This window comes from Proteiniclasticum ruminis DSM 24773 (assembly GCF_000701905.1).
In the GTDB taxonomy this organism is placed as follows: Bacteria; Bacillota; Clostridia; order Clostridiales; family Clostridiaceae; genus Proteiniclasticum; species Proteiniclasticum ruminis.
This window is the reverse complement of the sequence record NZ_JNKC01000001.1, coordinates 220,607-246,578: the sequence shown is the minus strand read 5'-3', so window position 1 is coordinate 246,578 and position 25,972 is coordinate 220,607. Positions and strand designations below refer to the sequence as shown.

The following is a 25,972-nucleotide window of genomic DNA, read 5'->3' as shown; positions in this document are numbered from 1 at the left end:
ATTCAATTCTAACAGAGTCTTATGATCTGATTTAGGAACATCCGGTCTACACAAGATTTAGATACAGTTATATTTGTTTTGGGTAACAGATTGAAACGATAGGATGTAGATTTCTTGATAAATCATACAATCTACATTAAGATAGAAATGGACTATATATTTCCAAAGCAAAGTACTCTGGAAGAAATGTGTTGAGGTGGGTGGATATGAACATTAATAATGCAATCAAAAGCCTTGTAGATTATGCGGTTCGCGAAAGACTCATAGAAACTGAGGATCGGATTTATGCTGTAAACAGACTATTGGAGATACTTCATTTAGACCATTATACAGAAGGAACAGATTCCATACCGTATTCGTCTGTTGAAGATATCTTAGAAAAATTCAGGCAATGGGCAGTGGAGACTAATTTTGTGCCCAACGACTCTAATGAGGTTTTGGATTTATTTGATACAAAGCTTATGAGTGTATTTGTATCAAAACCTTCCGATTTCAGGAAGAAATACTTTGAGTTGTGGAAAGAATCCCCAGAGAAAGCTACAGAGTATTATTATCTTTTTGCGAAAAAAAGCAACTATATTCGGGAACAACGAGTAGCTAAAGATATCAAGTGGGTGTATGAAACACCCTATGGGCTGATTGATATGACCATTAATCTGTCAAAACCAGAAAAGGATCCTCGAGCCATTGCTCTGGCGAGCAAAGGATTAAATACAGAGAGTGAAAAATATCCCAAGTGTTTACTTTGCAAAGAAAATGAAGGATATGCGGGTAGACTGGATCATCCTGCCAGACAGAACCATAGAATTATTCCGATTACTTTGGCGGACGAGTCCTGGTATATGCAGTATTCACCATACGTGTACTATAATGAACATTGTATTGTTTTTAAAGGAAATCATGAACCAATGAAGATATCGGGCAAAACAATTGAAAGACTTCTCGAGTTTGTTTCCGCATATCCTCACTACATGATTGGATCCAATGCAGATTTACCGATTGTTGGGGGTAGTATTCTAACACATGATCATTTTCAGGGAGGACGGTATGAGTTTGCAATGTCGAAGGCTAAGGAATATGATAAAATTCCGATTCCTGCATATGGAGTTGAACTGAGTAAACTGTATTGGCCGATGAGTGTAATCAGGCTCAAAGGTAAAGATGTGAAAAATCTTGTTAAGGTTTCTGAACTCATTCTTTCTATTTGGAAAAACTATGAAGATCACCAGGTTGGAATCATATCGAAGTCAGGAGATACTGAGCACAATACGATAACTCCTATTACAAGATTTAGAAATAATCTTTTCGAAGTGGATCTGATTCTGCGTAATAACCGTACAGATGAGCAGCATCCCTTTGGGATCTTTCATTCACAGGAGGAGTATCATCACATAAAAAGAGAAAATATCGGATTGATAGAGTGTCTTGGACTGGCTGTTCTTCCTGCGAGACTTCGTGATGAAATGAATCTGTTGAAACAGTTTATGTTTAAAAAGGATCTGGAAGGAATCTATTCAAATGAAATCCTAAATAAGCATGGTCATTTTGCGCGAAGAATATTAGATGAAAACCAGTTTTCATCAGAAGAGGAAATAGAGGCGAAACTGTATGATGAAATTGGTTATGTTTTTATGAAAGTCTTAGAAAATTGTGGTGTATATAAAAAAGATAATGATGGCGAAAAAGCGTTTCAGCGTTTTATAGAGGTTATCCATGAAAATCTCAGTAAATAAAGTTAATTTAGAAGATCAAGAAGTTCATGAAATTACACTTATGAACAAACATGGGATGGAGGTTTCCTTTCTGACTCTAGGAGGGATTATTACTAAGATTCTCGTGCCAGATATAGAGGGGAATTTTGAGAATGTTGTACTTTCCCATGCGGATTATGAAGATTATAGAACAAATAAGGGGTACTTCGGAGCAATTATTGGAAGAACTTCGGGAAGAATTAAAAATGCTCAGTTTGAACTTAATGGAACAAAATATTCTCTCGCGCAGAATTATGGTGAAAATCATGGTCACGGAGGTCTTTGGGGATTTTCTGGAAGGATCTTTCAGTTCGAGTGCAGTACTCTTGATGACAATGCGTCAGTTAAGCTGAAATACGTATCATCTCATCTGGAAGAGGGGTATCCAGGAGAAGTCCTGGTTGAAGTCGTCTACTCCTTAAATGACCAGAACGAATTTGGAATTAATTATGGTGCGGTTCCAACAGCTGATACCCTGATTAATTTGACAAACCATACCTACTTTAATTTATCTGGTTCTTTTGAAGAAAGCATCCTTTATCATGAGCTCATGATAAAATCTGAGAAGTTTGCAGAAATTGATGATACTTCAGCACCCACAGGAAAGCTGCTGGAAGTGGATGGAACTCCTTTTGACTTCAGGTATATGCGCGAAATTGGGGAAGAGATAAAAGACGGGCATCCGCAGCTGCTGATTGGGAATGGTTATGATCATCCGTTTCTTTTAGAGCGGGAAGCTTCTCCCAAAGTAAGACTCGCACATAGATTTTCTGGAAGGGTACTTGAGATAGAATCTACCGCTGAATGCGTTGTGGTATACACACAAAATTATACAGATAACCAGCGAATCAAAGGTGGTGACGTTTTAGAAAATAGAAGGTCAGTAGCACTAGAGTTTCAAAATCTTCCGATTGGCAAGAATGAAGTGAACAAGGAAAACTCGATCATCCGTGGTGGAGAAAGATACAGTGCCAATACAGTTTATAAATTCAAAGTAGAGCAAATGAATATTCAATAGAAGCCACCGGTGGTATCGGTGGCTTTTATTAACATTCAGTGAATTGTCTCGTGATTTGAGCAAAATCGATAGAAATATAAGAATAAACTGAATAAAATAAAGTTACAAATGTGAAAGTTTTTGAATAATATTAATTTTTCTATGTATATGGTGTAAAATTGCTTTAAGAGTAGGAGGTCGCCATGAAAAAGAAAATTACTATGTTTCTTGTCACAACGTTGCTTACTGCATCGGTTCCTGTTTTTGCTGTGAATACAGGTGACATAAAAGATCAGGTGAATGATAACAACGAAAAAATAGATGTTTTAGAACAAGAGAAGTCAGATCTTCAGAAGAATAAAAAGGTTATTAATTCTGAATTGAATTCAATTCTGGAAGAAATAAAAAATACATCAAATAGTATCACAAATCTAAACAGCAGTATTCAGAGCAAAGAAGAGAATATTCGGATTAAAACAGATGAGATTGCAGAGATGATACTGAAGATTCAGGAAATTGAAGCAGACATTGTAGTGCAAAAAGAGCGGATTTCTGAACAGGAAGAGGAGCTTAGAAAACAGGAAGAGCTTCTTGCCTCTAGAGTTCGAGCGGCATATAAAAGTAATTCGGTCAACAATATTATTTTCACATTGATTGAATCAACAAGTATCGTGGACTTTACGGAAAGACTTTCATTTATTGAGCGCATGGTATCCAAAGATCATGAAATAATGGAACTTATCGATTCGATTATTTCAACGTTAGAAGTTGAACGAGAGAAGCTTGAAGCGAGCCAGAATGCAGCATCAGAGATTAAACTCTCTTTGGAACAGGATAGAGTCACACTAGAAGATGAAAAAAGCAGTCTTGAAAGACAAAAAGCAACTTTAGAGCGAGAACTTGATAATCAGAAGTCTCTTGAAGTAGAAAAGAAGGCTCTTTTGGATGGTCTTTCTGCGGAAGAAAGAAGGATTGCAAATGACATCGGGGATATCATGGAAGAAAATGCTGCTCTTGAAGCAGAGATTCAGAAACTCATCCGCGAAGCCCAAGAAACAGCAAGAAGAGAAGAAGAGGCAAGAAGAGCGGCGGAAGAGGCTAAGAAACAGGAAGAATCCCAAAATGGCGGCAGTGTTTCTGTTCCTGAGGCTCCAAAACCTTCGACGGGTTATATAAGACCAGTCAATGGTCGGATAACGTCTCCATATGGATACCGAGTCCACCCTGTTTACGGCGACAGAAGGTTTCATACCGGAGTGGACTATGCAGCAGGTTATGGGGTGCCTGTAGTATCAACAAAATCTGGTACAGTGATCCTAGCGAAATATCATGCTTCATATGGTAACTACATGATTGTTGATCATGGAGATGGGATTGCGTCATTATATGCTCATTTAAGCGGTTTTGCCGCGAGTTATGGTCAGAAGGTTTCCCAAGGACAGACCATTGGGTATATTGGTTCTACTGGAACTTCTACTGGCCCACATCTGCACTTTGAGATAAGAGTAAATGGGGTACATAGAAATCCTTCGGATTATGTAAAATAGCAGTTTTCGGGTACAGAGCAAGCATCTAGCTTGCTCTGTATTTTTTATTCACAAATTTACAGCATTTATTATTCGTCAAAGATTACAGGTTGTTTTGAATTAAACTTGATAGTTGTATAGATATTTAGGAGTGGATTTAGATGCAATCGATAATTTAAAATATAGTATCTATATTTTAAATGTTAATCAAATTTGAAAGAGCAAAATTATTGAGAAATAATATATTTTTACAATATAATTATTGATGTATTTTAATTAACTAAAAATAGAAGTATATATTTATAATAATAACAGAAGAATTATGAAAAATTAATAAATAAAATATAATAATCATCCCTTTTGGTTTGTCGACTCATTTTTATTGTGATATTACGTAAAGAAAGGTAATTTAGAAGTAGAGTAGAAAGGAGATGATTGATATATACTGTAATGAGAAGTTGATTGAACAGATACGAAATGGAGATACAAATGCTGAAGTAGAGATTATCGAAAGCAACAAGGCGCTAATATATAAGATAATCAAAGACTACTACTATGCTTCAAAAAACGCACTCGACATGGAAGATGTTTATCAGGCTGGATGCTTAGGGCTCTTAAAGGCGGTCAGAAACTTTAAACCCGAGTTAGGCAACAAGTTTGTCACTTATGCTTATTACCTTATACGAGGAGAGGTACAAAGGATCTATGAAGAGCATACTAAGCGTGAGTTGACTATGTCCGATATTCAAATACGAAATAGTGATGGCCTTGTGATGGAGTCTCAGGAAGCGATGGATTACATCCGTTATGATCGAAAAAACTGGGAAGATGAATGGAATCACCAGAAGACAACAGATGATAAAATTATGGTGGATGATCTTCTGAAAAAAGTGACTCCGTTACAGAAAAAAATACTGGTGTATCGATATTATGATGACTTATCTCAGAAAGAAATTGGCGAACTTATCAACAAATCTCAAGTTTTTGTTTCCAGAGAAGAGAAAAGAGCGCGCAAGAAGCTAATCAGTCTGCTGGATCAGAAAGAATGTATATATTAGGTTCCTATGTGCTCTACTTTCTCTTCTGTTTGTATTGTTGGATTTTGAAACTGTATACTCTCGGAATTATTGGCAGTGCTTTCGTGATGATACTGGCAGTGAAGAGCGGGCTGAAAAATATAATGGTTTATGCAATGGTCCCAATTCTTGCATTTATTTCTGTGTCGTTTTATTATGCTGAAGAGATCCCAGATGAGGTAAAGGTTGAGAAAATTTATTACAATAGACTTTTAGTTTCTTCAGGGGCAAGACATTACTGGCTGGAGCAGCAGGAAGGAACTGTAGAAGCTGGGGATAGAGTGCTCGGGGACTTTATTTATGGACAGCCTGGAGATGTGGAACAGGGTGTTGTCTGCACGTTAAAAGGAAGCAGCCTTAAAGTATATACTGATTCTCTAGGCCGATTTCGTGCCTTTAAGAGCAGGATTATGGAGCTTCTTATTGTAAGGTATGGAGAGCACTATGGCGGGCTGATGGGATCTCTTGTTTTGGGAAATCAGGAGTATATGAATGAAGAGAGAGCTCAGAATATGGGAGATTTAGGAATCATGCATATTCTTTCAATCTCTGGATTTCATTTCAGTTTATTGGAAAATGCACTAAAGAAACTGAAATTGAAAAAGATTGCTCCCATGGTGCTTATTGTTTATGGTATTTTTCTGGACAGTATTCCTGGATACAGAACGATAATATCGCTCATATACCGGATAGTGGGCAAGTTGGTAAAACGAGATACAAATGCTGTCACAGGAATTTTTATGGGGATGTTTCTTCAAGCTTTCGTGAATCCCTATTACATATTCAAACCGGGATATCTTCTTACATATTTATCATCCTTAGGAATATTGATATTTTATCAGTACTTTCTACGGTGTCTCAAGATTCTTCCAATGTTCATCAGAGAGTCGATGGCGCTAACGTGTTCAGCTCTTTTTCTGTCATTTCCGATTATTTTATCATTCAGTCCAGATTTTTCGATGGGTGTTTTTATTGGCAACTTCGTTTTGGTTCCGCTTTATTCCATCATTACATATTTGTCTTTTATTGGTGTACTGATATCTGGAATACCTGTAATTCAAGCAGTGATCTACCCGTTTCTTGATTCTTTCTTTCTTCTTTCTTTTTATGCTGGGAGATTCTTTAGCGATTACAATAGCTCGGTGGATTTGGAACATCTTTCGCTTTATTATGTACCATGGATTCTTACTCTATATCTTCTGAACAGATACAATAAAAAACGAATGACTTTTATCGTAATGGTGTTTGTTCTCTGTCTAAGCTTGCCATTTGGAACAAGTGTTAGTGTTTACAACAACTATGGAAAGCCTCATATTAGGGTTATCCATAACTTTCGCAAATATGATATGATGGATTATAGAGTGGCGGAAAAAGGATTCATTCCTCTTAGGAAAGAAGTATCCTTAAAACTGGGTCGAAAGACGATACTGATTAAGCCACACCTCATCAAGAAAGGAGTACCAAGTGTTCTTGTCAACGGTAAAGCGCTGACTTTATCAGATGAATTTCCGTATTATCGGGGTGTTAGAAAACATCATCATATTATATTCTGGCGAGATTTGGTATATAAGGTGCACTAATGGAATTAACAGCAGTTAAAGAGTTCGTAAATAAGAATCAGAAAAGAGCTTATTTTCTTTATGCAGAAGATGAGCAGTTGTTGTTTCAAATCCGTGATTTACTTCGAAAAAGAGTCATTGGTGATGATAATTCAATGAGTCACATAAAGCTTGATGCGAATCGTTGTACACCGTTGGATCTTGAGAATGCGCTGAATACCTATTCCATGTTCCAAGAGGACATATTGGTGGAACTTTCCAACTGTAATTTTATGGAGAGTTCAACACAGCATGCGATGAAAGAAATCATTGAGGAGTATCTGAAAAATCCTAGAGAGGATCTCTATTTCTTTGCAACTTATAAGTATGAGAATGACTTAAGTAAAAAGAACAGCTATCTGGATGGGCTGAAGAAAAAAATCAACGCTCTCTCTTTCATTGAATCTATAGATTCCCTCAAGCAGAAAGGAATGGTTTCACTGATCGAAGATTTATTCGTGAAACAGAACGTTCAAGTTTCAAAGAATATACCTGTCTTCATTGGTGAAGTTTTCAGGGGAAACAGTTTGCAGTTAGAGAAGGAGATTGAGAAACTTATTGCGTATACTGACGGTGGTGAAATAAGAAAAGAAGATGTTCTTGCCATAATGGAAGTATCGGATGAGCGTCATGTAATGAATCTCTTGGATTTGATTTTCACGGAAAGAGGACTAGGAAGAAATATTAAAGAAATATTGAACCTGATCAACGATCTTCTTTATAGAGGAGAAAAACCTGAGATGATCATTGGTCTCGTAGGATCTAGGCTAAGAATGCTTTTCAAAGTCAAAATTCTGCATGATAGAAGTGCTTCCTCTCAAGAAATCATGAAGCATTTGAGAACAGGCAGCGCCTGGTATGCAGATAGGATCTCCAAGGTAAGCGGTTCCTTGTCGTTTAAAGAGTACAACAAGCTTTTTCATGTTCTTCTTGAGCATGAGTATATGCTTAAGACAACATCTGTTGAAAGCAGCGCTTTATTAGAAATGATGATCATTTCGATGGTGAACTCAAGAGATGTTAAATGAGATCCTCTGCACTAATCTGCGTCTATGGTTAAAGTAAAAACCCGAGAATACGTGAGTACTCTCGGGTATTGATTATGCCATTTTATTGAACTTAATGGTAAGTCTTGACTTCTTTCTGGAAGCAACGTTCTTATGGATAATTCCCTTAGATGCAGCCATATCTATGGACTTGATCGCAGAACCAAGAAGTACCTTAGCTTCTTCAGCGTTTCCTGCAGTTACTGCAGTTTCGAACTTCTTGATAGAAGTCTTCAGCGCGGATTTCACCATTTTGTTTCTAAGTGTCTTTGCTTGTGTAACCTTAATTCTCTTCTTTGAAGATTTAATATTTGCCACTTTTTCACCCCCTCCAATCATATTTCGAAGCTGTATTTTTTCAACAACTCCTAAAGGGTTAACTCTAGCAATTTGGGGAAATATGCTTGCGAGTCTTTAACATTGGTATTATATCATCACCACTGGTTATATTCAAGAAGAAAATCATATAATAATGAGAAAAGAAAGATTGAGTTAATTGCAAAAGTAACTTCCACCCCTGAAATGTAAGAAGTAGAAGTTACTATGGCAAACACAGAGATGGAAGTTGCGAAGATACTAACGGAGATTACGATACAGCTGGCTAATAAGGTGGCTATTTATTCATGATTTTTCAATCATTCGAACCAAAAGATAAATTAATTCGAAGAAATAATCAAGATGAGTAACGATTATGCTATAATATAATGTGGGAAAAAATTATGAGGTGAAAGTTATGCAGAGTGAAAGACAAAAGAAAATTAGAAATTTTTCCATCGTTGCACATATTGACCATGGAAAATCCACCCTTGCAGACCGTTTAATTGAATATACAGGAACTTTGTCACAACGTGAAATGGACAAACAAGTACTTGATAATATGGAGCTGGAGCAAGAGAGAGGTATCACGATCAAATCAAAAGCTGTGAGGCTGATTTACCATCGTGAAGATGGAGATTATGTATTAAATCTGATCGATACACCTGGTCATGTGGATTTTAATTATGAGGTTTCAAGAAGTCTGCAGGCATGTGAAGGGGCTATTCTGGTTGTTGACGCAACTCAGGGTGTTCAGGCTCAGACCCTTGCAAACTGCTATCTAGCGCTTGATAATGATTTGGAAATTCTTCCAGTAATCAATAAGATAGACTTAGCTTCCGCGAGAATTGACGAAGTTGTGAAAGAGATTGAGGATGTCATTGGGTTGGAAGCAGAAGACTGTCCTAAGATTTCTGCGAAAACCGGTTTAAATATTCCTGATGTTCTGGAAGGGATCATTAAACATATTCCTGCACCAGAAGGAGACGAAAACGGCACTTTAAGAGCCTTGATTTTCGATTCCACCTATGACTCCTACAAAGGGGTAGTTTCATTTGTGCGGGTAAAGGAAGGAACCATTACACCAGGAATGAAAGTCAAGTTTATGGCCACAGGGAAAGAGTATGAAGTAACTGAGGTAGGTGTGTTTATTCCAGAGTACTTACCAGTGGATGCATTGAAGGCCGGTGATGTAGGATATATCACAGGCAGCATAAAAAATGTAAGAGATGCTCGTGTCGGAGATACGGTAACATCTGCGAAGAATCCTGCTTCAGAAGCTCTGCCAGGGTATAAGAAAGCTGTGCCAATGGTCTTTTCAGGTATTTATCCTGTGGATGGTGCAGATTACGAAGAACTGAAAGAAGCACTGGAAAAGCTTCAGATAAATGATGCGGCGTTGGATTTTGAATATGAATCATCCGTTGCGCTCGGATTTGGATTCCGATGTGGTTTCTTGGGGCTTCTTCATATGGAAATAATCCAGGAGAGAATTGAAAGAGAGTTCAATATTCCAATCATCACAACAGCTCCTTCTGTAATCTATAATGTGCACAGAACTGACGGTGAAGTGATACAGATTACAAATCCTACGAATATGCCATCAGCCACAGAGATTGATTTTATGGAAGAACCTATTGTAAAAGCTTCGATTATTACTCCATCTGATTATGTCGGTGCGGTGATGGAACTTTGCCAGTCCAGAAGAGGATCTTATGTGAGCATGGAATATGTGGAACAGACACGTGCAGTCGTTACATATGTTATTCCGCTGAATGAGATTATCTATGACTTTTTTGACACACTGAAATCCCGTACTAGAGGGTACGCATCCCTTGACTATGAACTAACAGGATATCAGAGCACAAAACTTGTGAAACTGGATATTCTGCTAAATGGTGAGGTCGTGGATGCTCTGTCTATGATCGTGCCTGATGAGAGGGCTTATGTGAAGGGCCGAAATATTGCTGAGAAGCTTAAAGAAGTGATTCCAAGACATATGTTTGAGATTCCGATTCAGGCTGCGGTGGGTTCCAAGGTCATTGCGAGAGAAACTGTTAAAGCCATGAGAAAAGACGTCTTAGCCAAGTGTTATGGTGGAGATATTTCGAGAAAGAAGAAACTTCTGGAGAAACAGAAAGAAGGAAAGAAACGAATGAGGCAGGTGGGCTCCGTAGAAGTGCCACAAGAAGCATTTATGAGTGTTCTGAAAGTTGAGTAGGTGATGAGTTGCAATCTATAGGACTTTATATTCATATCCCTTTTTGTGAGCAGAAATGTTTTTATTGCGATTTTGCTTCTTACCAGGGCAAAAGTCACCTAATTCAGGACTATCTTGGTGCCTTGGAACTTGAGATACAAAATAAGACCCAAGGGCTGCTTTTTGACACCATTTTTATTGGTGGAGGTACGCCGTCGTTTTTATCAAAAGAAGAACTGGAAAGACTTGGGAAGGCTCTGCGTGATGTTCGAAAAACAGATGATGTGGAGTTTACAATGGAGTGCAATCCCGGTAATATTACAAAAGAAAAGGCAGAAGTTATTAAAAAAATGGGGGTCAACAGGCTATCCATCGGACTTCAATCAAGCAATGATTCAATTCTTCTTGATATTGGGAGAATCCATACATTTAAAGAGTTTGAAGAAAACTATAAGATGCTTCGTGAATTGGGATTCATGAACATCAATATTGATCTGATTTATGGACTGCCACATGAGAATTTGAAAATTCTGCAAAAAACGCTCTCAGATGTAGCTGAATTAAACCCCGAACATATTTCCTGCTATTCTCTTATCATTGAAGAGTTCACACCGTTCTATTATCGGGCAAAGAGAAATGAGTTATTCCTCCCCGATGAGGAAACGGAACGAAAGATGAACGAGATCATATTGAGGACACTCAGTGAAAATGGATATGAGCGGTATGAGATTTCGAACTATGCCAAAGATGGAAAGTACTGCAGGCATAATATCAGATACTGGTCAGGTGAGGATTACATAGGGGCAGGCACTTCATCCCATGAGTATTTCAATGGAGAACGCCAGGAGAACATCAAGACCGTAGAAGGTTATATTCGGTTGATCCGGACCACTGGAAGTGCTTCTGTCAGAAGACATGAAAACACGAAAGATGAAGAAGTGGAAGAGTATGTCTTTATGGGAATGCGTATGATGCGCGGTCTGAATAAGAAGAAATTTGAAGAGCGATTCCAACGAACGATTGAGTCTTATTATGAGAATAGCATTCAAAAACATATAAAATCAGGACTCCTGATAGATACACCGGAAGTGCTCCGTTTTACACAAAAAGGAATAGAGTTTTCAAATCATGTTTTAAGTGATTTTCTATTGAGCGTATAAGAACCCAAAGGCCGAGCCTTTGGGTTCTTATTATCCTCTTGTAAAAACCAGCGTCTTTTCACTGGACAGGTTTTCATTATACTCATATCCACTGTAGTTGAATTCTTTCAGCTGATCAATCTTGTGGACCTTGTTCTTGGCCATGAACCGGGCCATCTCGCCCCGTGCAATTTTAGCGTAAAAAGCAATAATCGGATATGTTCCGTTTTTCTTCTCTCTAAACTCAATATCATATACGTTTAAATGTATCTCGTGCAGTTTGGCTGCTTTCGAATATTCTTTGGAAGCCAGATTTACTAGGATCTGATCTTTTGCCTCTTTTTCCAGTAATGATTTAATTTGATCTCCCCAAAATGAGTAAAGATCTTTTCCGCGGATGTTCTTGAGTTTTGTGCCCATTTCCAATCTATAAGGTTTCATTCTATCCAGTGGTTTCAGTACACCGTAAAAACCCGAAAGTATCCGAAGGTGTTTGTTGAGATACTGAATGTCCTCTGGTGTAAGGGTATCAGCGTCAATACCTCGGAACACATCTCCTCTGAATAGAAATAATGCAGGATACTCCGTTGCATGAGAATAGTTCTGAAAGCGCTCATAGTTGAGTAAAGCCAGCTCTTCGCTGATGCCCATAAGTTTCTCCAGATCAGAGATGCTATAATGTTTCAGCTCCTCTGCAAGTATATTCGTCTCAGAAATAAATTTTGGGCTTGTGGTTCGTATTTTACTTTTTTCTTCCTTCATCGTCTTTGAAGGTGATACAATAGCAATCATTCGTTCCCTCCTAATATCATTCCAATTAAATTGTATCATATTTAATTACTGTATTGAAGAAGTTATCAAGAAGAATATCATTACTACTCCCAAAGTCAAAAAGATAAGGTATAATAATTTTATATAAAAAGGGGGAGTTTTAAATGGATCAGCATCTTAACGCAGTATGGCAAATGAAAATTGAAAGACTAATAAAGAACCTGGAAAAAAACCAGATGAAGGGTACTTTTCTAAAAGATCGAGAAGCACTTCAGGAGTATATGAATCAGCAGATTCCAGATGAGGTGAAGGTGGCTGTAGGAGGATCTCAGACACTTTTTGAGATTGGTGTTATTGAATATTTAAGAACCAGAAACGTGACTTTTTTTGACCGTTATGAGGAAGGTCTGTCGGTGGAAGGAAGAAAGGAAGTATTCAGAAACAGCTTTTTTGCAGACTTCTATTTTACTTCAACGAATGCAATTACCGTTGAAGGACACCTTTATAATATTGATCATGTTGGGAACAGAGTTGCAGCCATGCTTTTTGGACCTGATAAGGTATTTGTCATCATCGGTTTAAATAAAATTGTGGATAGTGAAGAGGAAGCTATGGGCAGAATCAGATCCATCGCCGCTCCCGCAAATAATGTTAGGCTCAACCGGGATACTCCTTGCACAAAACTTGGCAGCTGCACGGAATGCAATGCAAAAGATCGTATCTGCAGTCAATACACCATGATCAAACGCCAAAGTGTAAAAGACAGAATTGAAGTACTGATACTGCCTATAGAACTCGGATATTGATATAACAAAAGCTCCTTCATTGAAGAAGGAGCTTTTGTTATATGAGATATCGGATCAGAACTGTCGCAAGACCAAGGAAAATCGAAAATCCAAGAACATCCGTCATGGTAGTGACAAAAACAGAAGAAGCAAGAGCAGGATCAATGTTCAGTTTTTTTAATAGGAGAGGGATGGAAAAACCAGCTAATGCTGCAATCACCATATTGAGAAGCATTGCGGCCCCTATCACAAAACCAAAGACAATATTGTGCTCCCAGATTCCAGCTATCAGTGCGACGATGAGTCCTAAGATGATTCCGTGAATTAAACCTACCAGACTTTCCTTTTTTAAGATCTCTTTTTTGTTTTCCAAATCTATCTCACCCAATGCGATTCCTCTCACAATAAGTGTAAGGGTTTGTGTGCCAGCATTACCTCCCATTCCAGCAACAATAGGCATAAACACAGCCAGTGCCACCACTTTTCCGATGGTATCATCAAAAATCCGCACCACTGTGGAAGCCAGCATAGCAGTTCCCAGGTTCACGATAAGCCAGGGAAGTCTGCTTTTTATAGAATCCAGTATGGTTCCATCCACTTCTTCTTCTTCGTCCAGTCCAGCAAGTCGATACATGTCTTCTGTATGCTCATTAGACATGACTTCGATGATGTCATCCATGGTGATCACACCCATGAGGATCTGAGCTGAATCAACAACTGGCATAGCCATATACCCGTATTTCTGGAACAAGTTGGATACTTCCTCCTGATCCATATCTATCGGAATGGTGATAACATTTTGCACCATAACATCTCTAACCAATATATGTGGTTCTGAAATCAAAATGCTTCGAATCGGGACAATACCCTTTAATACTCGATTGTCGTCCGTTACGTAGATATAATAGGGGGTTTCTGCATTTGGTGAAATATCTCTGAGAAACTTCAATGTTTCGTCAATGGACATGGACTCTTTCACTGCTATGTATTCTGTGGCCATGAGTCCGCCAGCAGTCTCTGGGCTGTAAGACAGGAGCTCTTCCATCTCCTCCCGATGGTCTTCTTCCATGCCGTCCAGCAAATTACGCTGACTTACCTCATCGATGTTTCCGAGCATGTCTGCCAGTTCATCGGAAGACATTTCTGAAATGATTTCCTGTTTTTGCTTTTGAGGAAACAAAGAAAGGATTTCATATTTCTTATCCAGTTCTGCTTCGTCAATGACCATGGCAATGTATTCATCAGGAAACTTATCTAGAAGATCCTTTGAATTTCCCTCATAGTCCTGTAAGGCTTCAAGCAAATCTACAGGATGCAGTTCTTCTGACATTGCAATGATTTCTTCAAGTGAGGCATTTTCTATGGTTTCCAATAGGATCTGTTCTTTTGTTTTCATAATCCACCTTCTTTACTGCTCATACCGTCTATTTCAGTATACAGCAGAAGTTCTACAAGCAAACAGAACCACTGAAAAGTTTTTCTTCTCAGTGGTTCTGTATTCATTGGTTTAAATGCTAGTTTCCGTTGCCTGGATTTCCAGGAGTCTGAACTGGAGTTTCCGGCTCTTCTGGAATCGGGTCAATTACGGGTGGTTCGTACGTATGAACGGTACATACTTGTTTCGGCTGTGTACCACTGACAAAGAGGTCTGATGCCACAGTGTTTTCAATGTAGCACTGCTCATTTGGAATACCACCAGATACAAAACAGAATGAAGCTGTGGTGAGCCCAGATGGTCTTGCGATATCTTTAACCTCAAGTCCTTCATGAAGGTACTCCATGATTTTACCATAGGCATCCTGAGTTAAAGAAGAAGGTGCAGAGTTCGTGGTTCCTTTCTGGTATAAGGTATAGGGCGTGTCACCGCCTATCCATATACTTGCAGAATAATATGGTGAAAGACCTGCAAACCATATTTCTGAAGTTTTTTGATCACCGTTGGAGTTTGTTCCTGTTTTACCTGCCATAGGCATTCTGCCCAGCTGAGTCCTTGGCACATTCTTTATGATATCCTTCATGACATCGTAGAGCAAGTAGGCATTCTGGGGAGATAGAACCTGAGATGAGGATGGGTTCTTCTCCAGGAGCACAGCCCCTTCACTATCAGTCACTTTCGTATAAAGGATGTTTTCGGTTACGACACCACTGTTACCAAAGGCGCCATATGCACCTGCGAGGATCAATGGGTTACCGCCATCCTTGTTCATCACCTGATTATTGCCTAAGGTGAAGTTTACTGTTACTGGATTATCATTGTATATCAGACCGAATTTCTCCCCATAGGATTTTGCAATGTTATTACGATCTGGACCAAGTGAATAATAAGTACGCACACTTACAGTATTAAAAGAATTTACAATGGATTTTCGTATGGTGGTAGGTCCTGAATAGCGCGGAAAATAGTTTTGTGGCCATTTATTTCCTGTGGGATTTCCTAGTTCTACAAGAATCTGTCTATCCTCACTTTGCAATAACATTTCGTCCAATGCAGCTGTGCCTAGCGTAATCACACCTTGCTCGAGAGCAGGCCCGTATACAGTCAGAGGTTTTGTGGTGGAACCAACACCTCGGAGTACACCTGTAGGTCCAAATGTGTCTGAGTAATAGGAACGGTTATAACCATTTGGCTTGGAGTCGTCACGTCCGCCTACGAGGACCTTCACTTGGCCTGTTTTATAGTCTACAGCTGAAAAAGCAGCTTCAGCTTCCTTTCTTGTTATCGTTTCACTTTCGAGTCCTGTTGCTTTGTCGATTTTCTTTCTGACTTCATCGAATTCTGCATTAATGTTTGAAAAGTCTGAGAGTACAGACTGAGCATACTCCTGGGCGCCACGATCCATAGTGGAATGAATAATCAGACCACCGTAGGCGATCAGCTGATTGATTTCCTCATCGGTATATCCTTTGACTGCCTTAAGATCCGCCTTGACCTGATCAAGGACTGGACGGGTGAAGTATTCATAATTGTATTTGTCAGACACGATACTGGTCTGGTTGAACACGATACCGGTTTCTAATACGTCCGTCTGGAAATTATACTCTTCCTCCGTGATTTCTCCGGATTCTACCTTCAGGCGCAGTTCTTCGCTCTTGGCTATCTTATCATCAGGGTCTATGAGTGCGGAGTTCAACTGTTCTGTATACTGTGCATGCTCTTCTTCTGTAATTTTTTTGTTGTCTCTCATGGCATTCAGAACGAGCTTTGTACGATTGATATATTTTTCTGGATTTGCTGTGGAGCTTTGTGAAAATGCATAATAATTTGTTGGGCTTTGGGTTGTACCCGCAATATATGCCGCTTCGATTACGGTCAGGTCTTTTGAAGATTTATTGAAATACTGTCTGGCTGCCGCTTCCACGCCGTTGGCCCGTCCACCGAGGAATATGCTGTTAAGATAGGTTTCTAGAATCTGATCTTTTGTCAGCATTTTCTCAGCGCGAAGAGCCATGAAGATTTCCTTGATCTTTCTTTCATACTTCTGCTCTCTGGTGAGAAAAGTATTCTTGATGATCTGCTGCGTCAGTGTGGAGCCGCCTTGCATATCTCTGTTACCGGTGATTTGTCCTACTATGTCTCGTAATGTCACGCCAATGGTACGTCTGTAATCCACACCTTTATGTTTTTCAAAACGTTCATCTTCAATAGAAATGAAAGCATCAATGATATTTTGTCCCATGTCTTCCAGAGCAATGGGGAAACGAACCTCATCAGTATGAATCAGATCCATTTGATTGCCTTCATCATCAAGCACAATACTGGGCTCACTTAGAGACAGAAAGCGGTTTATGGATACTTCAGGAGCTTCTTCTGCAATATCAAGGACAATTTTGGCCACATAGAGTGCACCAACCATTGTTATAATCATAAACAAAATAAAAAAGAATTTTACGAATTTCGCGAAATAGGTGAAGGAGTTGCTTTTAGCGTTCTTTCGCGTATTTGGCTTACTTACCATCATCTTACCTCCGTAGAATATTTACTTAAGTATTATAGCATAAAAGATGCTCTACCTTGAAGTAGAGCATCTTTATTAATCTCTTAAGATTCCTTGATAATTCTATTCTGGAACTATTTCCAGTTGAAAATATAAGGTATATTTCGATAAAAATCTCCATAATTGAGGCCATAGCCTACAACAAAGACATCTTCGATTTCGAAGCAGCAGTAATCCGCAGTGATGTCTACTTTTCTTCGGGATGGCTTATCTAACAGAGTACAGGTTTTTACAGAATTCGCACCTTTGGCTTTCACATAATCTACGACAAACTCCATAGTGATTCCGGTATCGATGATATCATCCACGATGAGCACATCATAGCCCTCGATGTTGTCAGGCACATCATTTACAACCTTACAGCTGCCATTGGATGTTTCGCTGTGTCCATAAGATGAAGTTGTCATAAAGCCGATGGTTGTATCTAAATCTATGGCACGCACAAGATCCGCTGTGAAAATAAAACTACCTCTAAGCAGAGACAGAACATACAGTTTTTTCCCTTTATAGTCCTCAGTAATTTGTGCTCCTACAATCTTAACCTTATCCTGAATTTCTTCAGCTGATATGAGAATATTTCTCTCTTTGTTTTCCATGGGCTTCATTCACCGTTTCCTTTCAAAGTGTACATATTAAAGTAAATAATATATAATTGATGTGAATATGTCAAGAACCTTGAAAAAAAGGAGGAAATCTTGTGATTACTGGAAATATAGAGGGTGTACGGAAGCGTATCCTAGAAGAATTAGAAGCAATTTTTGATATAAAAACTGAAAGATATTCATTTTTGAATGATGAAATTATCCAAATCATGACAAAAGCTACAGAAGAGCTCAATCGTGAAATCAGCGTACTTATTGACCGTAAGGGAAAAGTGATGGAGGTCACCATTGGTGACAGCAGCACTGTTTCTATGCCCTTGGTGGACTTAAGAGATAGCAAGCTCTCCAGAGTGAGGGTTGTCCATACGCATCCTAACGGCAATCCGAATCTATCGGCGTTGGATATTTCAGCTCTGGTAAAAATGAAACTGGATGCCATAGTAGCCATAGGGGTCAAGGAAACACCAGAAGTCGTCATGGGCTTTCTTACAGTACAGAATCAGAGAATTCATGTGGAGGGTACTAAACCCCTCAGCTTGGACGAGGCCCAAAGATTCAATATCATTGATCGGATCCTCTTTAATGAGGGTCTTCTTCTGGAAGCCGAAGATTTGGAAGAGGAAGAGGAGCGCGCGGTCCTTGTGGGACTAGATTCTGAAGAAAGTCTTTATGAACTACGTGAACTGGCGAAGGCTGCTGAGGTTTCGGTAGGAGAACTTCTGTATCAGAAGAGGGCAACCCAGGATAATGCTTATTATGTCGGCAAGGGCAAAGTATCAGAAATCAGAGATGCTCTGCAGCTTTCAAGAAGCAATATGGTCATTGCTGATGACGAACTTTCGGGCAGTCAGATCCGAAATCTTGAGGATGAGCTTGGCGTGAAAGTCATAGACCGAACAACGCTGATCCTGGAGATATTTGCGAAAAGGGCAAGAAGCAAAGAAGCGAAGCTTCAGGTGGAGCTCGCTCAGCTGAAATATAGAATGTCCAGACTTATCGGTCTTGGCACTGTTATGTCCAGAACTGGTGGAGGTATTGGAACCAGAGGACCTGGTGAACAGAAACTGGAGATCGACCGTCGGAAGATCCGAGAGAGAGTAAATGATCTCAAGAATGAACTGAAAAAAGTAGTGGCCATTCGTAGTGTTCAGAGAGAAAACCGGAATCAGAATGAAATCCCAAGGATTTCTTTAGTGGGGTATACCAACTCTGGCAAGTCCACGCTAAGAAATGCTTTGGCTGATCTTGCATCAAAAGATGCGGTGGTGAAAGAAAAAGTTCTGGAAAAGGACATGCTTTTTGCGACGCTTGATACAACCACAAGAGCACTGAGCCTTGAAAACAATAGGGTGGTGACGCTCACAGATACGGTGGGCTTTGTAAGAAAGCTGCCTCATGATCTCGTAGAAGCATTTAAATCCACATTAGAAGAAGTGATCTATTCAGACCTCTTGGTTCATGTGATTGACGGATCAGTGGATGACTGTCTGAAGCAAGCAGGTGCAGTGGATGAAGTGCTCAATGAAATTGGTGCAGGAGAAACCAGAAGAATCATTGCTATCAATAAAATTGATAAAGGGAAGAGTTACATTACAGAACAGGTGGAGGAGCTTTATGAGGGGAAGTATCCGATCATAGAGATATCTGCAAAAAATGGGACGAATCTGAAAGAACTGATGGTGCTGTTCAATGAGGTTCTTCCAGACCATTTACTGGAAATAGAAGCACTTATACCCTATGACCAGCAGAAACTGATCTCATCTGTCCATGAAAGTGGTGTGCTGCTTCATGAGTCCTATGAGGAACTGGGCACAAAGATCAGAGCCAAGATTCTTAAAAAAGACTTCGTGAAGTTTGAACCCTTTATCATTGAAGGAGGAGACCATGCAGAATCTAATCATTGAATATCAGAGAGTTTATCATGAAGTAACAAAAAGTATGAGTGATACACGAGATATTCTGGCAGCTTTTGTTTTTGGCAGCATTGTGAATGGAGATCTTTGGGAAAACTCGGATATTGATTTCTTTGTGATTTATGATGGTGAAGAAGAGGGCGTTGAAAATGTCTACTCGATGGAACATGGAGTGCCAGTTCATTTTAAGGTGATGAGCAAGAAAGAGTTCATGACTTTAAAAGGGCTTGAGGTGAAGGGCAGCTATATCCATAGGATTTTTTCCTCTTCAAAGCTTGTTTTCTCAAAGGACAGTGATATTACGGAACATTACAACCAATGCAGGTTTTATCCCGAAATGGACAGAAGAAAATGGACGCTGTCTTATTTAGGTAAACTCATTAAAAGTATAGATGCGACTGATAAGTTTCTTCATAACAGAAATTTTTATGGTGCATATAATTCTATCCTGGAGTCCATGGAGCTTTATGCCTCCGTTTATGTCAACTCCAGAGGATATATGATCTCCAAAGACACCATAGGGATGGCTGCTGGCCTTGATCCAGCTTATCAGGAAAAATACCATTATCTTGTTTCAGGCGAAAACCTGGAAATGAAAATCAGAGGGGTGAACAAGTACCTGAAACAGACCATAGATCAGGAAATTACAGAAGCTTCCGAAGTGATTCTCCAATACTTCAGAGAAAAATCGCAACCAATGAGCGCGCGAGAGATTATTTCTGACCCTTTATTCCAGAACTTCGATATACAGATGGAAGGTATTTTGAACCTTCTTCATCACAAGAGTCTTTTAAAAAGAGACTTCAGGGAAGTGAAGACACCCTCTGGAAAAGAACTTATAAAGGAGAATGTGTACAGGTTGTAATGGGATATAAAACGGTTTTACGAAGATCAGAATCGGAGTTTACAGAAAAGAAATCTACGTTCATAGGTGCCTGTAAAAGAGTTTTCACAGAAGAAGAAGCAAGGGCATTTATCGATGAGATAAAAACGAAATATAAAGATGCTAGACATCATGTGTATGCCTATACCATCGGCGAAAGCATGAATGTACAGAGATACAGTGATGACGGTGAACCGCAAGGTACTGGAGGGATTCCGATCCTCGAGGTTCTTAAGAAAAATGACGTAAGAAATGTGTGTGTTGTAGTCACAAGATACTTTGGTGGAATTCTCCTTGGCGCTGGGGGCTTAACAAGAGCCTATGTAAAAGGGGCATCCGATGCTGTAAAAGCCTCAGGTATTGTAGAAAGGGTTCCAGGTTATGAGGTGAACCTGCAGATTGAGTATGATCTTTTGGGAAAAGTTCAATACTATCTGAGAGAGCAGCAGATTGAGACGGAAGAGATTGAGTACACTTCCGAAGTTACACTGAAGATCTATCTAGAAGAAACTGCACTGCCCATACTAAAAAACGATATAGTCAACCTTACATCCAGCCAAGCAAAAATTTCAGTATCGGATGCATCTTTATATTATAAAATGGAGCATCGGCTCTATAAAGAGTTTGAAGAAGAGTAACTGAAGTGCTATAATTATGGATTGTAAGAAAATGGAGGGTGATTGATATGTCAGGACATTCTAAATGGCATAATATTCAAGCGAAAAAAAGCAAGGTAGATGCCAAAAGAGGAAAGATATTTACGAAACTCGGCAAAGAGCTGATGATGGCAGCGAAGGATGGAGCAAATCCGGAAACCAATGCAAAGCTCCGGGATGTCATTCTGAAGGCGAAAGCAGCCAATATGCCTAGTGATAACATCACGAGATTGCTGAAGAAAGCTGCAGGAGATGTAAACAGCGCAAATTACGAAGACATGGTTTATGAAGGCTATGGACCCAATGGCGTAGCAGTTATTGTGGAAGCTTATACGGACAATAAGAACAGAACAGCAGGAAATGTAAGACATATCTTTGACAAGTTTGGCGGAAATCTTGGCACTTCCGGTTCGGTTATGTTTATGTTCAATAAGAAAGGTCAGATTGTCATTGAGAAGACAGAAGAGCTTGATGAAGAAGAAATTATGATGCTTGCCCTGGAAAGTGGTGCTGAGGATATGGTTTCTGAAGAGAATGTTTTGGAGATCATCACTGATCCCGATGTATTTGATTCTGTGAAAGCAGCGGTAACAGATGCTGGTGTTGAAATTATTGAAGGTGAAGTGACAATGATTCCTAATGTGACAACATCATTGGATTTAGAAACATCTATTCTGTTCCAAAAATTAGTGGATAAGCTTCTGGAAGATGAAGACGTGGATAATGTTTACCACAATGCTGAATTCCATGAGGAGTTTGAAGGTTAATCATAAATATCTGGAAGTTGAGGTGAACCAATGGTTGCATTCTTTGAACGTTTCGATCCCACCATTCAGGCTTTATTTGCTACGCTGTTTACATGGGGAGTCACAGCCTTAGGATCAGCGCTGGTATTCTTCTTTAAAACCATTCATAAAAAGGTCTTTGATACAATGCTGGGGTTTGCTGCAGGAGTAATGATCGCAGCAAGTTTCTGGTCGCTGATCAGTCCAGGGATTGATCTGGCTGAAGAGATGGGATTCAATCCCTGGCTTATGGCTGCCACAGGATTCATGTCAGGTGGACTGTTTCTGTTTTTGGTAGATAAATCTCTTCCTCATATGCATCTTGGATTAGGTCCCAAAGTGAAGGAAGGACCTAAAACATCATGGCAGAGAAGTGTTTTGCTGGTTCTAGCTATAACACTCCATAATATTCCTGAAGGGCTAGCGGTGGGCGTGGCTTTCGGCGCTGTGGCGGCCGGAATTGAATCCTCGACCCTTATGGGGGCAATTGCTCTTGCGATTGGAATTGGGCTCCAGAATTTCCCTGAAGGAGCAGCTGTTTCAATTCCCCTCAGGCGTGAAGGAATGAGCAGATCAAAAGCGTTTCTTTATGGTCAGGCTTCTGGTATCGTGGAGCCCATCGCAGGTGTTTTGGGGGCTCTGCTTGTTCTAAAATTGAGAAGCATCCTTCCCTTTGCTTTGTGCTTTGCAGCGGGTGCTATGATTTATGTAGTTGTGGAAGAGCTGATACCTGAAGCGCAGTCAAACAATAACTCGGATTATGCGACTATGGGCGTCATGGTAGGTTTTACCATTATGATGATTCTGGATGTTGCACTTGGATGAAATAAGAAGGAATGGATCAGATATTGTGATATCTGGTCTTTTTTCATTACCGGACTTTTTATGTCACGGTCAGATTTAGTTTTAAGGAAAAATTTATGCTTTACAAAGAATCGTATAATGTCACTCGTGTATAGTAGAGGTAATAACAAAGTAGGTGATGGATTTTGAAGTGTTCGAATTGTGGACATGGGAATGTTGAGGGAAGCAAGTACTGTAATCAGTGCGGCTGTCCTTTAACGGATAAGAAAGTAACTCTGGGCGGATATAGCTCAGAACATCGAAAGTTCATAAGCGCACGGACACAAGACAACAATCTGCAGTATGTAAAAGATGAAAGCCGTCCGTTTTATGAACGAAGAAAAAGACCAGACGAAGATGGGATTTATGACCCGGATTTTGAGCGCAATAAGCCAAAAAAGTCAGTCATAATGCGTATGACATTGGTTATACTGCTGGCTTTGTTTGTGTTTGTTGCGTATAATGCTGTAAAAATAGCTGTAGATACTCAGCAGGAGCGTATAGCTCAAGCAGAGATAAAGAAGCAGCAGCAAGCCTTGGCTGATGAACTGAAACAATTGGAGAACTATCGGGAGAAGTTTAATACGGTTGTTGAAAGTTATGAAAGTCAGAGTAAACTCATTGAGGAGAACATCACACATCTGACGACGCTTCGTGTCAATAGGTTTATGAAAGGGCTGGGACTGGGAGATGTTTTCAATGGAATTGTGAATAAAGTCCTGGATGTCTCTGATGTATATGATCTGAAAGAGCGAAGCGCTACACTTAATGTTCTTGTAGAAGAGCTTGCGTTTCCTCCTGAAACCTTTATAGCGAAGTACGAAACGTTAGGAGTTCTGAAAAATGTGGAGAATTCAATTTCTCAAATGATTTCTGGGGATATCACATCTGAAACGAAAGACAATCTCATAGAACTGCACGAGGAGTATAAGAGGCTACTTGTAGATATTAAACGATAACCGCAATTTTTTGCGGTTTTTTTTTTCGGAAAACTCTTGATTATGGTGAAATCATCCGTTACAATACAAACATAAGCTTATTTAATAAGCATTAGTTTATTTGGGGGTGATCAAAATTACACAGAGAGAATTCGAGATTATTGAAATCATCAAGAAGAATCCGTTTGTATCACAACAAGAAATTGCGGAAGTGCTCCAAATCACAAGATCCTCCGTTGCTGTCCATATCACCAATCTCACGAGAAAAGGCATCATTAGGGGACGAGGGTATGTGGTTGATGAGAGAGATCATGTATCTGTCATAGGCGGTGCCAACATGGATATTGTTGGATATCCATATCACGAGCTGAAACGTCAGGATTCAAATCCAGGTGGCGTAAAAGTATCCATGGGCGGTGTAGGAAGAAATATTGCGGAAAATCTTGCAAGATTAGGCACACATACCAAGATGTTCACCGTAGTTGGTGAAGACATCTATGGGGATCAGATCATAAAAGAGTCAGAGAAAATTGGAATCGATATGAGTCATGTGAAAAGAGTGCAAGGAGAGGGTACTGGAACGTATCTGGCGATTCTGAACCATGAGAATGACATGGATCTTGCCATTGCATCTATGAATATATTCAAGAAGCTGGATAGAAAATATCTGGAGGATTCAAAACAAGTGATTCTGAAAAGTCAGGTGATCGTGTTTGATACGAATTTGGAAGAGGAGATCTTCCGCTATGGAGTAGATTTATTCAAGGAGAATGATCTCTTTTTAGATACCGTATCCCATACGAAAGCATTACGGGCGAAGAGTGTTATTGGCGCATTCCATACGATAAAACCGAACAGGCTGGAAGCGGAAGCTTTATCAGGCATTGCCATCCAAAATCATGATGACCTGGAAAGAGCCAGTGGATTTTTTCATTCAAAAGGGGTTAAAAATGTTTTTATTACCCTAGGACCAGAAGGAGTTTTTTACAGTGATGGTCTAAAGAATGGGATAATGAAAGCACCGAAGATGATACCAAAGAATGCCACGGGAGCAGGAGATGCATTTCAGGCAGCTCTAGTTTACTCAGAGCTCCATGGTTTTCAAATCAAGGAGAAAGTGAGATTTGCCATAGGAGCTTCTGTTATGGCAATGAATGCCTATGAAACCATCAATCCGGATCTATCCGAAAATGAAATCAGAAAAATAATGAAAAAAGTGGAGGAAGTAAAATGAACCAGTATGTAGTTACAAGTCAGGAAGTAAAGGAAGCTCTAGAAAATGGAAAGCCAGTGGTGGCATTGGAGTCCACAATCATATCTCATGGTATGCCATACCCCAAAAATGTTGAAACTGCACTTCGAGTGGAAGAGATCATCAGAGAAAACGGTGCGGTTCCTGCAACCATAGGAATCATTGGTGGTGTTTTGAAAGCAGGGCTGACTAAAGAAGAGATTGACTATATGGGAAAAGCACCTGATGTTGCTAAAGTTTCCAGACGTGATATTCCATATATTGTTTCTTCGAAGAAAGACGGGGCGACCACGGTAGCTTCCACTATGATAATTGCCGATATGGCGGGTATCAAGATTTTTGCAACTGGCGGTATCGGTGGAGTACATAGAGGCGCAGAAACAACAATGGATATTTCTGCGGATTTAGAAGAGCTGGCAGCTACTGACGTCGCCGTAGTATGTGCTGGCGCCAAGTCCATCCTTGATATTGGATTGACTCTAGAATACCTTGAAACAAAAGGGGTTCCTGTATTTGGATATGGCACAAAGGAGCTTCCAGCTTTTTATACAAGAAAGAGCGGTTTCCCAGTGGACTATAGAATCGATACACCAGAAGAGCTTGCAGCAGTCCTGAAAACCAAATGGTCACTGGGACTTCATGGAGGCGCGCTGATTGCAAATCCTATTCCGGAAATTTACTCCATGGATGAAGCTTTCATTACAAAGGTCATTGATGATGCAGTTGTGGAAGCACATGAGAAAGGCGTTAAAGGCAAGGACACAACCCCCTTCCTTCTTGCGAAAATAAAAGAGATAACAGGAGGAGATTCTCTGGAATCAAACATCCAACTGGTATACAACAACGCGGAAGTTGCAGCTAAAGTTGCTGTTGCTTTTGCAAAACTGTAAAGACCTTTAAT

Annotated in this window: 22 protein-coding genes; 17 read left to right on the top strand and 5 right to left on the bottom strand. The window is 39.7% G+C overall.

Annotation, left to right across the window (positions count from 1 at the left end; all coding sequences use genetic code 11):
- Positions 1–206 precede the first annotated feature (206 nt).
- The 6 genes from T487_RS0101225 to holA all read left to right on the top strand — a co-directional run bounded on the left by T487_RS0101225 (position 207) and on the right by holA (position 7,976).
- Positions 207–1,733 (top strand): UDP-glucose--hexose-1-phosphate uridylyltransferase, encoded by a 1,527-nt coding sequence (locus T487_RS0101225; RefSeq protein ID WP_031573040.1) that lies wholly within the window; start codon positions 207–209, stop codon positions 1,731–1,733.
- Positions 1,714–2,769 (top strand): aldose epimerase family protein, encoded by a 1,056-nt coding sequence (locus T487_RS0101220; protein ID WP_031573037.1) that lies wholly within the window; start codon positions 1,714–1,716, stop codon positions 2,767–2,769. Before T487_RS0101225 ends, T487_RS0101220 begins: the two co-directional genes overlap by 20 nt.
- Before the next feature lie 182 nt (positions 2,770–2,951).
- On the top strand, positions 2,952–4,295 hold the full coding sequence (locus T487_RS15680; RefSeq protein ID WP_051651418.1) for a M23 family metallopeptidase: 1,344 nt from the start codon (positions 2,952–2,954) through the stop codon (positions 4,293–4,295).
- A 437-nt stretch (positions 4,296–4,732) separates the two neighbouring features.
- On the top strand, positions 4,733–5,332 hold the full coding sequence (locus T487_RS0101210; protein WP_162178204.1) for a sigma-70 family RNA polymerase sigma factor: 600 nt from the start codon (positions 4,733–4,735) through the stop codon (positions 5,330–5,332).
- Positions 5,333–5,454: 122 nt separating this feature from the next.
- Positions 5,455–6,930, top strand: a complete 1,476-nt coding sequence (locus tag T487_RS0101205; RefSeq protein ID WP_176758069.1) for a ComEC/Rec2 family competence protein — start codon at positions 5,455–5,457, stop codon at positions 6,928–6,930.
- Positions 6,930–7,976, top strand: a complete 1,047-nt coding sequence (holA, locus tag T487_RS0101200; RefSeq protein WP_031573025.1) for a DNA polymerase III subunit delta — start codon at positions 6,930–6,932, stop codon at positions 7,974–7,976. The genes T487_RS0101205 and holA overlap by 1 nt, the downstream gene beginning before the upstream one ends.
- Positions 7,977–8,048: 72 nt before the next feature.
- Here the strand turns inward: holA and rpsT are convergent, their stop codons facing one another.
- Positions 8,049–8,312: a 30S ribosomal protein S20 gene (gene rpsT, locus T487_RS0101195; RefSeq protein ID WP_031573022.1), complete on the bottom strand. Its 264-nt coding sequence runs from the start codon at positions 8,310–8,312 to the stop codon at positions 8,049–8,051.
- A gap of 415 nt (positions 8,313–8,727) precedes the next feature.
- Here rpsT and lepA point away from each other — a divergent pair, with 415 nt between their 5' ends.
- A complete protein-coding gene (gene lepA, locus T487_RS0101190; RefSeq protein ID WP_031573019.1) occupies positions 8,728–10,530 on the top strand; it encodes a translation elongation factor 4 in 1,803 nt (600 codons plus the stop codon).
- A gap of 8 nt (positions 10,531–10,538) precedes the next feature.
- Positions 10,539–11,669, top strand: a complete 1,131-nt coding sequence (hemW, locus tag T487_RS0101185; RefSeq protein WP_031573016.1) for a radical SAM family heme chaperone HemW — start codon at positions 10,539–10,541, stop codon at positions 11,667–11,669.
- A gap of 30 nt (positions 11,670–11,699) precedes the next feature.
- Here hemW and yaaA read toward each other — a convergent pair whose 3' ends face one another.
- Entirely contained in the window at positions 11,700–12,440 is a 741-nt protein-coding gene (gene yaaA / locus T487_RS0101180) for a peroxide stress protein YaaA (protein ID WP_031573012.1), read from the bottom strand.
- A gap of 143 nt (positions 12,441–12,583) precedes the next feature.
- Between yaaA and T487_RS0101175 the strand changes: the two genes are divergently transcribed.
- Positions 12,584–13,225 carry a lactate utilization protein gene (locus tag T487_RS0101175; RefSeq protein WP_031573010.1) on the top strand — a complete coding sequence of 214 codons (642 nt, stop codon included), beginning with the start codon at positions 12,584–12,586 and terminating at the stop codon, positions 13,223–13,225.
- Between the two features lie 37 nt (positions 13,226–13,262).
- Here the strand turns inward: T487_RS0101175 and mgtE are convergent, their stop codons facing one another.
- From mgtE to hpt, 3 genes are all read right to left on the bottom strand, one after another.
- The gene (gene mgtE / locus T487_RS0101170; RefSeq protein WP_031573008.1) at positions 13,263–14,600 is read right to left on the bottom strand and encodes a magnesium transporter; all 1,338 of its coding nucleotides are present in this window, start codon (positions 14,598–14,600) and stop codon (positions 13,263–13,265) included.
- A gap of 118 nt (positions 14,601–14,718) precedes the next feature.
- Positions 14,719–17,070 (bottom strand): transglycosylase domain-containing protein, encoded by a 2,352-nt coding sequence (locus T487_RS0101165; protein ID WP_162178202.1) that lies wholly within the window; start codon positions 17,068–17,070, stop codon positions 14,719–14,721.
- Positions 17,071–17,273: 203 nt separating this feature from the next.
- The gene (gene hpt, locus T487_RS0101160) at positions 17,274–17,795 is read right to left on the bottom strand and encodes a hypoxanthine phosphoribosyltransferase (protein ID WP_031573004.1); all 522 of its coding nucleotides are present in this window, start codon (positions 17,793–17,795) and stop codon (positions 17,274–17,276) included.
- 101 nt (positions 17,796–17,896) lie between these two features.
- Between hpt and hflX the strand changes: the two genes are divergently transcribed.
- The 8 genes from hflX to T487_RS0101120 all read left to right on the top strand — a co-directional run bounded on the left by hflX (position 17,897) and on the right by T487_RS0101120 (position 25,961).
- Positions 17,897–19,705 carry a GTPase HflX gene (gene hflX / locus T487_RS0101155; RefSeq protein ID WP_031573002.1) on the top strand — a complete coding sequence of 603 codons (1,809 nt, stop codon included), beginning with the start codon at positions 17,897–17,899 and terminating at the stop codon, positions 19,703–19,705.
- A complete protein-coding gene (locus T487_RS0101150) occupies positions 19,686–20,579 on the top strand; it encodes a nucleotidyltransferase domain-containing protein (protein WP_031572999.1) in 894 nt (297 codons plus the stop codon). Before hflX ends, T487_RS0101150 begins: the two co-directional genes overlap by 20 nt.
- Complete coding sequence (locus T487_RS0101145; RefSeq protein WP_031572997.1) at positions 20,579–21,235, top strand: YigZ family protein; 657 nt, start codon at positions 20,579–20,581, stop codon at positions 21,233–21,235. The genes T487_RS0101150 and T487_RS0101145 overlap by 1 nt, the downstream gene beginning before the upstream one ends.
- A 47-nt stretch (positions 21,236–21,282) precedes the next feature.
- The gene (locus tag T487_RS0101140) at positions 21,283–22,020 is read left to right on the top strand and encodes a YebC/PmpR family DNA-binding transcriptional regulator (protein ID WP_031572995.1); all 738 of its coding nucleotides are present in this window, start codon (positions 21,283–21,285) and stop codon (positions 22,018–22,020) included.
- 30 nt (positions 22,021–22,050) lie between these two features.
- On the top strand, positions 22,051–22,863 hold the full coding sequence (locus T487_RS0101135) for a ZIP family metal transporter (RefSeq protein ID WP_031572993.1): 813 nt from the start codon (positions 22,051–22,053) through the stop codon (positions 22,861–22,863).
- Positions 22,864–23,027: 164 nt separating this feature from the next.
- The gene (locus T487_RS0101130; protein ID WP_031572990.1) at positions 23,028–23,840 is read left to right on the top strand and encodes a zinc ribbon domain-containing protein; all 813 of its coding nucleotides are present in this window, start codon (positions 23,028–23,030) and stop codon (positions 23,838–23,840) included.
- A 106-nt stretch (positions 23,841–23,946) separates the two neighbouring features.
- Positions 23,947–25,053 carry a PfkB family carbohydrate kinase gene (locus T487_RS0101125; protein ID WP_242847996.1) on the top strand — a complete coding sequence of 369 codons (1,107 nt, stop codon included), beginning with the start codon at positions 23,947–23,949 and terminating at the stop codon, positions 25,051–25,053.
- A complete protein-coding gene (locus T487_RS0101120; RefSeq protein ID WP_031572983.1) occupies positions 25,050–25,961 on the top strand; it encodes a pseudouridine-5'-phosphate glycosidase in 912 nt (303 codons plus the stop codon). The genes T487_RS0101125 and T487_RS0101120 overlap by 4 nt, the downstream gene beginning before the upstream one ends.
- Positions 25,962–25,972: the final 11 nt, after the last annotated feature.